This is a genomic window from Fibrella musci (assembly GCF_041321105.1).
Lineage (GTDB): Bacteria > Bacteroidota > Bacteroidia > Cytophagales > Spirosomataceae > Fibrella > Fibrella musci.
The window spans coordinates 234,248-246,488 of record NZ_JBGGWD010000007.1; the positions used below are offsets into that span (position 1 = coordinate 234,248).

Genomic DNA, 12,241 nt, shown 5'->3' on the forward strand with positions numbered 1-12,241 from the left:
GATTGTATTTGTAGATTTTAATGAAAGACTGATTCAGACTCGGTGAACAGGGTGTGGCGCTAGGCTAGCCGGGGTGTGCCGTAGAGAAAAGTGAAATAGTAGCGCCGAATGGTGGTCTGGTATACCCACCACGACAGGCCCCCGATGTAGGCCAGTACGATCAGCATTTGAACGCCCGATGCCGCGTAGATCAGCCCCCAGAGCACCAGCAGCCGAGCCAGTTCCAGGTTTAGTACCCACCGCCTTTGTTCCAGCAGCGCACCCATATTGACAAGGGTGAAGAGAATAAACAGTGCCGTCAGGGCCTGTACCCAGCCGGGTATGTGCTGTTCGAAGAGCAAAAACACAAACAGAATGAGCAGTACCCCAACCAACTGCCCCAATACATACCCCCTGAACCGCCCCTGATTAGCTACAACGGTCGATCGTTGTAGCAGCCGTGCTTCCAGCTCGGCCCGAATGCCTGCATCTACCCTGTCGGGGCGGCCGAAGAGCAGCTTCAGTTTAGCCCCGATACCCGGCGTCCGCCAGACCGCTACCAGTAGTTCAAGCAAAAAATGAAATTGCTGCCACAGAAAGCTATGGCTTTTCAGCTGCTTGGTGAGGCCATAAGTAGCTTCTTCGGTTTCCTCGGCAAACGTGCCAAAGAGTTTGTCCCAGATGATGAGCACATCGCCGTAGTTTTTGTCGAGATACTGTGGGTTGTTGGCGTGGTGTACCCGATGGTGTGAGGGCGTAACCAGCACATATTCGAGCCAGCCCAACTTGCCGACGGTGCGGGTATGCAGGAAGAACGGATACAGACCGTGCACCAGCAAGATCGTGGCGATCATGCCCGCCGGAAAACCAAGAATGGGCAGGACACTCCAAAAGCCGGTACGAACAATGGCCTGGAAAACCGTAATGCGGGCCGAGACGGTAAAGTTGAAATCTTCGCTCTGATGATGCACGACATGAGCCGCCCAGAACAAATTGACCTGATGCCCAAGGCGATGATACCAGTACCAGACAAAATCCGTAACAATGAGCAGGGCAACCCAGCTCCAGACGGTAGGCCGAATATCGAACAGGGCCAGTTGCTGATGCAGGTAGTCGTAGAAGACATAACTAAGCCCCGCCGCAAACACATCCAGCAACCGCTCGGCAATGCCGGTGCTTAGGTTGGCAATGGTTTCGTTAAAGTGGAAGTAAGTTTTCCCCTGCCGTTTGGTCAGCCAGTATTCCAGCCCGATCAGTGCTAGAAAAAAAGGGATGGCGTAGGCGAGCCAGTTCGTATCCATAGTCGAGTCAGAAAAACGATACCCGGTGTACTAGTCCCTGTTGTAGATAGACTATTAGTACTTATACTCTATTGATTTAGTAGGTTTTGCAAAGTAAGCGAAGCCTCAGTTGGAATTCAACTTCCCGCTGTCAGATTTGTGCGTGGCTGATGTTATTCAGGAATTGACCCATTTATTGGCGGTTGCGACTTGCCCGCTCTACGCCACCGCCGCAACGGCGCCAGCAGATTGTCAATAGTCAGCACGCCAAACAGCACATGGGCGTGGTCGAATTCCTTCCCAGAGTTGCGTTGCTGAATCTGATTGATGTAGCCTATACTGGCGCGCACGCTTTTGGAAAGCCCATACGTAATCCCCCCGTACAGACGATTTTGGTCGAAGATGTTCGGGTTGGCCCGCACCGCTTCACCAAATTGAAGAAACAACTCATCGGATACCGATACGGTAAATCCATACTTCACCCAGTTAGCCCGGATAGGTACGTCAAGGCGCGCCTGATAACGTACCCGCCAGTTGGGCAGAAACAGCCCATTGTTTGCCAGATCACGCCACCGTCGTTCCAGACTGTAGCGATTGGTATAGCTAAACCGGCGAAACCGCTGTTCCTGATCGAGCCGGAGAGCGATCCGCCACTCCCGAATTGGCTGACGCTCTGCCTCGCTCGGATCGGCAATCAGCAGCCAGCTTTTGAAATACCCCACCGGCGACAAACCGACCCGCAGCGTAGGACGTATCGAGTAGGTCAGCCAGGGCCAATAGCTGACAAACTGCGGAGCCGTAAAGGCATTCAGACTGCCGACCTCCCGGTTCTGCAACCGTCCCTGAATGTACAGTTCCCAACGCAGCCTGCTGTTGATGGTGTCGGTCAGGGCCAACCGCCCCCAAACGACATTATGCTGATAATGCGCCTGCCCGAATACGTTTACGCTCAGGCATAGCCCTACCAGCCACAGGCTACCAAAGCGGGCCAGCGCACTGACGTATACCATCGTCTATTCAAAAAGTCTGTTTTGCTCCGTCCCGGCAGGCGGGCCCAACGTACCCAGCCTTGGCTAGTTCAGGTACGTTAGGCCCGCCAATCGTCGGGATCAGCAGCTGAGGGGTTAGAACGAGTAGCGCAGCGTTATGCCGTAGGTACGTGGGTCGCCCAACACGGCACCGTACTGCCCGGCGTTACCCGGCGCCGGCAACAGCTGCTCGAAATAATTCTGATTCAGTAGGTTACGGCTCCACAAAAATACAGAGGTGCCGTTAGACGCCCGGAAACCAACACGGGCGTTCACCAGCGCATAGCCGTCGATATTGAGGTACTGCGAGGGCGATGGGCTCGACGAAAACGATGAGCGGTAATAGGTGTCGGCCGCCAGGAAATACCGTCCTTCCTGCGACAGGAATTTACCGTTTCCACTCACTTCGCCACCCAGCGAACCAGCCCACTTCGATACACCCGGCAGTGCCCCGCCCGACACATCCTTGAAGGCCTGCGCAGCCCCCGTTTCTTCGAGCGGCACCGGCGCATTCTTGAACGATACGTACTTGGCATCGGTATAGGCCAACGCGCCATAGAGTGAGAAGGCGTTGCTAACCCGCAGGTTACCATCCAGTTCGACACCCCATACCCGCACCTTTTCTGCATTGGCCAGGTAGCCCCGGTTTACGCCGGGTTCGGGTGTTTGCACCTGGGTCTGGTAGTCTTTGATATCGCTGTTATGCACCACCAGATTCAGCACCGAGTTGGGCGAGGGTTTGGTTTTTATACCCGCTTCGTAGTGCGTTACAAATTCGGGATTCACCCGGGCGAGGTCGGTCAATACCTGACCGTTTGCCGTAGGTAGCCCGCCGATGTTGATACCGATAGGCTTGTAGCTCGTCGAGTACGTAGCGAAGGCATTGAACCGCTCACTCGCTCTGTATTGCAGCGTCAACTGGCCCGAAAAGTTGGTTTCGTCTACGTTTGCATCGAACGCCTGATTGGTGTAAACGGCATTTTTGAGCGCTAGCAGCGCGGGGTCAGTCGTTTGCAGGCCACCGTAGGTCTCCCGCTTATAATTGGCAATTTTCTTGTCGTAATTGTAGCGAATGCCGGGCAGCACGTGGAGCTTCTCGGTAATGGCCCAGTCGGCCTGCGCAAACAGGGCGGCACTAGTGCTACGAATGCGGTTGGTGGTGCGGATCCCGAAGTTGTCGAACAGGCCGGGCGTTTTCCAGAGCGCACTGGTTGAGCTTTGGGCAAACCGCCATTGAGCTGAGCCCGCTTCTTCGGTCTGTACGGGATCCGACTGTAAATCCTGGTAGAGGTAAAAGGCCCCCACTACCCCGCTCACGCGCGAGGAGATGTTGCCAGCGTAGCGAATCTCCTGCGAATACTGGTCGTGCTTGGAATTACCCGCCGAAATTGTGAACACCGGCAGCCCGATGTAATCCCGGTCGTTGAGCGGATCCCAGGTCCAGTACCGCCAGGCTGAGGTTGAGGTCAGGGTGCCCTCACCCAGCTTAATATCGGCATTCAGCGACACCCCACCCAACTTGTTACCCGCCCGCGATGGTGTATCCTGATCGGTAATCCGGTCGAACGGGTTGGTCGAGGGTAATTTATAGCCCAGATCGGCGATGATCGCATTGAACTGACGATAGGCTGGCCGCTGCGTAGGCACCACCCCGGCGTAGATGACGGAGTAACCAATGGGTTTCTGGTCGGTCATGTCGCCCGCCAGCGTCAGCTTTACATTGTCGCTGGGTGTATAGAGCAGTTGCCCCCGAATACCGAGGTTATTGAGCGTGTTGAGCGGTTGCTGGGTACGTACATTGTAGATCAGACCATTACGCTGGGTGCCGGAAAACGACACGCGGGCGGCCAGCTTGTCGGTCAACGGGCCGGTAACGGAGGCCTTGGCCTGTATGTAGTTATAATTACCGTAGCTAACCTCAAACGTGGCCCCCGGCACAAAACTGGCGGGCCGGGTGGTGATGTTAAAGGCACCGGCGGTTGTGTTTTTGCCAAACAACGTACCCTGCGGCCCACGCAATACCTCGATCCGATCGATGTCGACAAAATCGAGGGCAGTAGCGGCCGGACGAGCGTAGTAAACCCCGTCGACGTAGAATCCCACACCGGGGTCGATCCCGTCGTTGGTGAGCCCGAAGGTGGAGCCAAGGCCCCGGATGTTAAGTGTTGTATTGCGGGCATTCGACGCATACAGCTGCACCGAAGGCACTATTTCTTTTAGCCGGTTGACGTTGAACGCCCCGGCATCTTCGATCAGCGGCCCCCGCACGACCGAAATCGGAATGGGTACGTTCTGGGCGGATTCCTGCCGACGACGAGAGGTGATTACCACGTCTTCCAGTTGATTGGTGCCTTCTTCCAGCCTGATTTCGACGTTGTTATCGCTGATGACGATGTCGGTCGTTTTGTAGCCGACAAAGGAAACCGTGACGGTGAAGGGCAGCTTCTGGCCGGTAACGAGAGTGAAACGCCCGTCTTCTTTGGCTGGCGAGCCGTTTGTGGTACCCTTGATGGTTATGGTTGCGCCAACCAGTGGGCGCTCGGTGCGGGCATCGATAACCCGCCCCGACACAGTTGCATTAATGATTGGTGTATTCTGAGCCGCTGACCAGAGTGGTAGCAGCAAGATGGAGCTTACCAGAAGCGCCGTAAAGTTCAGTTTCATGAAAAATGGTAAAAACTTGTGAAAACGTGAAGAAATAGTGTGGTGGCAGCCCACGGTTTGTTGTCCAGATCACCCAAAACGGGCCGTGTTGCCGGACGTCTATCAGGAAAAACCTATAGATGGTTGCTGGGTGGTGCGCCGCTTGTGGTGGTCATGTGCCGCCCCGTTATGGCGGCTAGTTTCAGTGTCATGCAGGTTGTCGTTTTGGCCAGTTGAGTAGCCCGATGTGTATTCATTTTGATAAGTACCAATAGTCCCGGTTGTAGATAGACTATTAGTACTTATAGTCTATTGATTTAATAGGATTTTCAAAGAAAGTAGTAGATTGCACTCGTTTCCAAATTCTGAGCACTTTTTTTTTAGCTGACTATGATTTCGAAGCGGGCTAAGTATGCCTTGAAGGCATTGGTAAAACTGGCCGAGCAATATGGCAAAGGCTCGGTGCAGATCAGTTGGTTAGCTACCCAGGGCGACATCCCCCAGCGCTTTCTGGAGACCATTTTACTCGACCTCCGTAACCACGGATTACTGCAAAGTCAGAAAGGGAAATTAGGTGGGTATATGTTGCGGATCGATCCGGAAAAAATCAATCTGGCACAGGTGCTGCGCATCATCGATGGGCCGATTGCCCCCACCCCCTGCGTGTCGAAACACTTCTACGTACGCTGCGACGACTGCGTCGATGAAGAAACATGTAGGCTCCGGCCGATCATGGAACGGGTACGCGATGCCAATCTGGCGGTTTACGAAAACGTCAGCCTGCGCGAGCTAACAGAGACTGAGCACCTCTAAGCGTATACCCTAGCCTTCCTCTTTTTCAGAATTCTTTCCTTAAAATTTGGAAGTGCCGGTATCAGTATACTTTCTTTGTAAAGTCTACAATATCAATAGATTATAAGTACTATTAGTCTATCTACACGAGGGATTAATGGTCTATTCGAGGTTAAAGCCCTTTCTTAATCCCAGCAGCTTGTTGGGCGTAGGCGAGATTTCGGCATCGTCGAGGGCACTAAACACAACACAGAATATGACAACATGCACCAAACGAAATGCACGAAATCAGCTGGCCAGCCAACGTACCTGAACTAGTCTGAACGAACAGCAATAACGTACCCAGGGCCGATTAACCACTGCGGTACACACGATTTTCTCGCAGGCGACAATCCCGATTTGGCCATCTGTTATGCGAGTTGATTCCATCCTTTCTGGCGGCAACCAGACGGGATGACATAAAAAAGCCGAAACGGCGGCAACCGTTCCGGCTGGTACTAAACAAGGGCCTGGCAGCCCTCATTTTTCACGTAACCACTACAAAATAATGACAAAAGGTATATTCCTGCTGGGATTAAGCCTATTTATTTCGTTTATAGCTCAGGCTCAGCCCAATGGACCTGTCATTAATGCGACCGTTTCGGGTCGTATTACCGATGAGCGAACAAAAGAACCCCTGATCGGCGCCACGGTGGTCATTAAAGGAACCACCAACGGGGGCACGACAGACGTCGACGGTCGTTTTAATCTACGAACCGGCCAAAAGCTTCCTTTCACGCTGGTAATCAGCTTCATTGGCTATGAACCAAAAGAAGTAGTTGCTGAAACAAGCACGATTCAGGTCAGCCTCACCACCGACTCCAAACAGCTCAGCGAAGTTTTGGTGGTGGGCTACGGCACCATGGAGCGAAAAAACCTGATCGGCTCCATCACCAAAATTGACCCCGCCGAAACGAAGAACATTCCCGTTGGCAGTTTTGATCAACAATTGCAGGGTAAGGTGCCGGGCGTGCAGATCTCCTCCGCCACGGGCGTGCCGGGCGAGCGGACCAACATCCGGGTACGTGGCGCCACCTCCATCAACGGCAGCAACGATCCGCTCTATGTGGTAGACGGGGTGTTTATTAACGGCAATAGCCTTCAGACAATCGGTACGGGCGGCAAAGCAACCTCCCCCATCGCCGACATCAACCCTTCCGACATCGAAAGTGTCGAGGTGCTGAAAGACGCCGAAGCCACGGCGCTATACGGGTCGCGGGGCGCCAACGGGGTGATCCTGATCACGACCAAACGGGGGGCTTTCGGCCAGAAGCCCACCATCCGGTTCGATGCCTCGGCGGGGGCTGCTAAAGCCCAGAAGCTGTGGGACCTCACCACCGGCCCCGAACACGCCACGCTGGTCAACGAATGGTGGATCAACACGGGAAAAGATGATCCTTCGCTCAACCGCACATTCGCCAATCGCCCATTCCGGCCCGTAGCCGAAGGGGGACGCGGCCTGCCCGAAGAGCAACAGACCTACGATCGGCTGAGCGAGCTGTTCCGCACGGCCCAACTGCGCAACTACGATCTGTCGCTGAGCGGCGGTACCCAGACGACCAAGTATTACATCGGGGCGGGCTACAACAGCCAGGAGGCCATCATCCGCCCGGTCGATTTTAGCCGCGCCAGTTTCAAAGTCAATCTCGACCAGCAGGTGAGCGATAAGGTGCAGGTAGGCGTCAGCAACACCTTTACCCGCACGTACCGCAATCAGGCCCGTGCCGGTGATGGCCCCGCCGGTGGGCTGCTTCAGGCCGCGCTTCATACGCCAACGTACCTGTCGCCCGTCAATGAGCAGGGTGTGCTGGTTGGCCGCGCTGGCTTCGATAACCTGACCCTGCTGCTCGACAACTACAACGTCAACACGACCAGCCTGCGCTATATCGGCAACCTGTACGCCGATGCCCAGCTCCTACCGAGTAATTCGACGGCCAGTCTGAAGTTTCGTACCAGTTGGGGTATCGATTACAACAACTACAACGAATCGGAATACTGGAATTCGCTCCTGATCGCGGGCAGCCCGAATGGCCTGGCAACGTCGAGCGTCAGCCAGTATACGACCTGGCTCAACGAACAAACGCTTACGTACCGGCAGCGGATCGGGGCCCGTCATTCATTCGGCGTGCTGGTCGGCAATACGCTGCAAAGCGACGTGCTGACCCGTACCTACGCGGAAGGGCGTGGCTTCGCCAATAACAGCTTCACCCAGATTTCGTCGGCGGCTACCACGGCAGCGTCGCAGAACTGGAGCAAGAGCACGCTGGCGTCGTTCTTCGGCAAAGTCGACTACAATTACGCCGGGCGCTACCTGATCGACGCCAGCCTGCGGGCCGATGGCAGCAGCCGATTCGGTGCGTCGCGCAAGTGGGGCTACTTCCCCTCCGTGGGGGTTGCCTGGCGGGCCAAGCAGGAAGCCTTTCTGCAACAGATCGGCTTTCTCAGCGAGTTAAAAATTAGGGGTAGCTGGGGGGTGACGGGCAACCAGAACGGCATCGGCAACTTTGCCGCGCAGGGTCTCTGGACGGGTGGCGCCGGCTACCAAGGTAGCGCCGGTATTGCGCCTCAACAACTCGGCAACCCGGATTTGCAGTGGGAACGTACCCGGCAGTTCAGCGCGGGCGCCGACATCGGCCTGTTCAACGACCGCATCCGGCTGGAGCTGAACCTGTATGACAAATACACCACCAATGGCCTGATTCAATTGGCCTTGCCGGGCACCACGGGCTTCAGCCAGTACTGGAGCAATGCCGCCGAAATCAGCAACCGGGGGTTTGAGTTTGCCATCAGCACGACAAATATTCAACGGGGCGGCCTCACCTGGACCACCAGCCTGAACCTGGCGCGCAACGTCAACAACATCGAGAAACTGGCCAATCCGCTCCGCTATGGCAGCCGGGAGCTGATTCTGCAACAGCAGGGCTCGCCCCTCTATTCGTTTTGGGTCTATAAGCAGCTCTACGTCGATCCGCAGACGGGCAACGCGGTGTATGAAGATGTCAATAAGGATGGCAAGATCACCGTCGATGACCGGCAGATTGTAGGGAGCATATGGCCCAAACTGTTCGGCGGGCTGACCAACAACGTCACTTACCGGGGTTTCGACCTGAACCTCTTCTTCGCCTTTCAGTACGGCAATTCCATCTATAACCACAACCGGTTCTTCGGCGAAGGGGGTGGCGCCCGCGATGCCGCCCGCATCATTTTCGCCTCGAATCTGGCCCGCTGGCAGAAGCCCGGCGATATCACCGACGTACCCCGCCCCGACGGTATCAATGTTAATAACTACCGCGACGGCGGCAGCCGCTGGCTCGAAGACGGTTCCTTCCTGCGGCTGCGATCACTGACCGTTGGTTACACCCTCCCCACCACCTTCACGCAGAAGGTAGGGATACAGAACCTGCGCGTCTATGCCGTAGGCACCAACCTGTGGTTGCTCACGAAATACACCGGACTCGATCCCGAATCGAGCGCCAGCAGCGACCCCAACGCCCAGGGTATCGACCTCGGCACGCCCCCGCAGCCCGTTGGTATTCAGGGCGGTATCAGTCTGACGTTTTAAAACCGCCCCAATACCCCCCGCCCTAAAGGGAGCCTTGCTTGCGCTGGATTACACTGACGCAAAGCTGGAAGCGCAAGCAAGGCTCCCTTTAGGGCGGGGGGTACAGAGGAAAATCCACTTATTCCGATGAAATTAAGTCAAATCACTTGTGCACTTGTGCTTCTTGCCCTCAGCAGTTGCACCAACTTCCTGGACGTCAAACCCCTCGAATCGATTGCGGATACCCAGACTATCACCGACCAGAACTCGGCGCTGACCGCACTCCGGGGCGTTTACAGTTCTCTCGGTAGCGGCGACTATTATGGCACCAGCTTCCAGTCCATCGGCTATTTGTCGGGCGACAATATTCAGTGGACGGGGTCGCAGTCGCAGGTACAGGAGTTTATCAACAAGCGCGTCAACGCCGATAATTCGACGATCAGCGCCGCCTGGATCGCCATTTACCGGACCATCAACCGGGCCAATAACGTGCTGGCTAAAGTACCCGCTGTCACCGACCCTGCGCTGACAACGGCCCTGAAAAACCAGTACCTCGGCGAGGCTTACGCCATCCGGGCGCTGGCGTATTTTGATCTGGCCCGCACCTTCGGCGGGGTACCGCTGATCACAAACCCGACGATTCTCCCAACGGATAATCTGGGCATAAAGCGCAGCACCGTGGCCGAGACCTACGCGCAGGTAATCAAAGACCTCGACGCGGCCGAGCCCCTGCTGCCCACTACCACCGACCGTTACCGCGTAACACGCAAAACGGCCTATGCCCTCAAAGCGCGCTACTACCTCTACCAGCAGGACTGGGCCAAAGCCGAAGATTTTGCCGGGCGGCTCATTACCGATGCGACGAATTACCGCCTGCTAAAACCCTACGGTGCCTTTTTCCTGGCCGATGCCCGAGGCACGGCCGAATCGGTCTGGGAGATCTTTTACAACGGCACGACGGAGGTAAACAGCCACCGGGGGCAGTGGCAGCCGCAAACCAACGGCGGCACCCGGCAGTGGGCACCCAATGACGCCCTCGTGGCCCTGCTGAATGACCCGGCTGTAGGCGGTAATCGCTCGGTGCTGGTGGCCAAAGACAACCAGAACCGCTGGTACGGTACGCTCTATTACCGAAACCCGGCCTCCGACCCGTCCTACATCTTCCGTATTGCCGAAGCGTACCTGATCCGGGCCGAAGCCCGCGCACAACAGGGCAAAACGACCGACGCCCTCACGGACCTGAACGCCGTTCGGGATCGGGCCGGGCTTACCGCGCTCACCAGCACCACCACGGCTACCAAGGACGCCCTGCTGCTGGCGATTGAAAATGAACGCCGCGTCGAGTTTGCGCTGGAACCCCACCGCTGGTTCGACGTCGTCAGGACGGGCCGCGCCGGCGCTGTCTTCGGCCTGACCGACGTTAACCGTTACATCCTGCCCATTCCGGTTCAGCAACTGCTGTCGGATAAGGTATTAACCCAAAATCCTGGCTACTAAACAACGCACGATCATGCCAAAACGAATCAGCGACACAATGGCCGATGAATGGGCTTATAACGAGCCACACCCTGCCTGGGAAGCCCGAACGGCCGCGCCACGGCTCCAGCCCGGTAAACGGAACGTACCTGAGACAACGCTCTTCCGGTTCATATTGCTCTATGTGGGGATCCAACTCCTGCCGATCGATGCCACGTTCATCAGGAACCTGTTCAGACTCGGCGATCAGGGGCCTTTCAATTACACCAGTTACCTGTTCGATCTGTCGAAATACGCGCCGCATTTTTTCGGCCCGACGCCTTCGTTTACAGATTGGGGCGCAATAGCCCTATTGGCGCTGGCAGGTACGTTCCTTTGGAATGCCAGCAGCCGCAACCACCAGTTCGACAACCAGGTATATGCCTGGCTGCGCGTGGCGGTGCGGTATCGGCTGGCGCTGGCCGTGCTGGCTTACGGATTCATCAAGCTGTTCCCGATTCAGGCTCCGCTACCCTCGTTGAGCAACCTCAACACAGCCTACGGCGATCATTCAGCCTGGAAACTGTTTTCGCTTTCGCTGGGTATCGTGCCCGGCTATGAATCGTTTCTCGGATCGGTAGAAGTGCTGGGTGGCCTGCTGCTGCTGAACCGCAAAACGACCGTTATCGGCACCCTGATTCTGCTGCCGTTTTTGGGCAATGTCTTCTTTTCTAACCTCGCCTACGAAGGCGGCGAATACGTTTACAGTGGCCTGCTGCTCACGTTCGGGCTGTTCCTATTTGGCCACGATGCCGTTCGGTTATTCCGGCTGGTGTCGCTCGAAGCGCCCGCACAACCCAACCGGCTGACACTCGCCCTCACACAGTCCCAACAAACCGCCCGGCTGGTGCTGAAAGGTGTTTTTCTGGTGCTGGTAGTCGGTTTATATGGCTTCACCACGGCCCGCAGCGGGCAGCTTCGGTTGCCTCAGACACCGGGTCTACCGGGTGCAGCCGGGCTATACCGGGTCGATACGTTCACCACCGACGGGCAACCTATCCCCTACTCGAAAACCCACCCGACCCGCTGGCAGGACGTGGTGTTTGAAACCTGGAATACGCTGAGCATCCGCTCCAATCAGCCAGTTGCGTTGCAGGAAGCCAATACCGAAGAACTCCCAACCAGCGATGCGCAACGCGACTACGAACGGGCGGGCTCGCAGGGTCGGCATTACTACCGTTACACCACCGGGCAAACCCAGCCGGGCAACCAGACGACGCTGACGCTGACAGGACCCAATCAGGCCGATGCGCTGCTGGTGGGCAACGTCACGATTTCGCGGCCCACCGAGGGCACCCTCCTGCTGTCGGGCACCGATGCAAAGGGGCATGCCATTGAAGCCAAACTGACCAAAGTGACCAAAAAATACCTGTTGCAGGAAGCCGCCAAAGCGGGTCGGCGCGGGGCTCTCACCCTCTAATCCA

At 56.3% G+C, this 12,241-nt stretch carries 8 protein-coding genes; 4 read left to right on the forward strand and 4 right to left on the reverse strand.

Translation table 11 applies throughout. From position 1 onward, the window contains the following. Positions 1 to 59: 59 nt before the first annotated feature. From ACAW74_RS22980 to ACAW74_RS22995, 4 genes are all read right to left on the reverse strand, one after another. Positions 60 to 1,280: a sterol desaturase family protein gene (locus tag ACAW74_RS22980; RefSeq protein ID WP_370700589.1), complete on the reverse strand. Its 1,221-nt coding sequence runs from the start codon at positions 1,278 to 1,280 to the stop codon at positions 60 to 62. 152 nt (positions 1,281 to 1,432) lie between these two features. Further along, entirely contained in the window at positions 1,433 to 2,269 is an 837-nt protein-coding gene (locus ACAW74_RS22985; protein ID WP_370700590.1) for a DUF2490 domain-containing protein, read from the reverse strand. A 114-nt stretch (positions 2,270 to 2,383) separates the two neighbouring features. Next, positions 2,384 to 4,951: a TonB-dependent receptor gene (locus ACAW74_RS22990; protein ID WP_370700591.1), complete on the reverse strand. Its 2,568-nt coding sequence runs from the start codon at positions 4,949 to 4,951 to the stop codon at positions 2,384 to 2,386. Positions 4,952 to 5,064: 113 nt separating this feature from the next. After that, positions 5,065 to 5,187: a hypothetical protein gene (locus tag ACAW74_RS22995; protein WP_370700592.1), complete on the reverse strand. Its 123-nt coding sequence runs from the start codon at positions 5,185 to 5,187 to the stop codon at positions 5,065 to 5,067. A 133-nt stretch (positions 5,188 to 5,320) separates the two neighbouring features. Here ACAW74_RS22995 and ACAW74_RS23000 point away from each other — a divergent pair, with 133 nt between their 5' ends. The 4 genes from ACAW74_RS23000 to ACAW74_RS23015 all read left to right on the forward strand — a co-directional run bounded on the left by ACAW74_RS23000 (position 5,321) and on the right by ACAW74_RS23015 (position 12,237). Further along, complete coding sequence (locus ACAW74_RS23000; RefSeq protein WP_370700593.1) at positions 5,321 to 5,743, forward strand: RrF2 family transcriptional regulator; 423 nt, start codon at positions 5,321 to 5,323, stop codon at positions 5,741 to 5,743. A 526-nt stretch (positions 5,744 to 6,269) separates the two neighbouring features. Then, positions 6,270 to 9,323, forward strand: a complete 3,054-nt coding sequence (locus tag ACAW74_RS23005; protein WP_370700594.1) for a SusC/RagA family TonB-linked outer membrane protein — start codon at positions 6,270 to 6,272, stop codon at positions 9,321 to 9,323. Positions 9,324 to 9,449: 126 nt separating this feature from the next. After that, positions 9,450 to 10,799, forward strand: coding sequence for a RagB/SusD family nutrient uptake outer membrane protein (locus tag ACAW74_RS23010; RefSeq protein ID WP_370700595.1), 1,350 nt, complete (start codon positions 9,450 to 9,452; stop codon positions 10,797 to 10,799). Between the two features lie 13 nt (positions 10,800 to 10,812). After that, positions 10,813 to 12,237, forward strand: a complete 1,425-nt coding sequence (locus tag ACAW74_RS23015; RefSeq protein WP_370700596.1) for a DoxX family protein — start codon at positions 10,813 to 10,815, stop codon at positions 12,235 to 12,237. Positions 12,238 to 12,241: the final 4 nt, after the last annotated feature.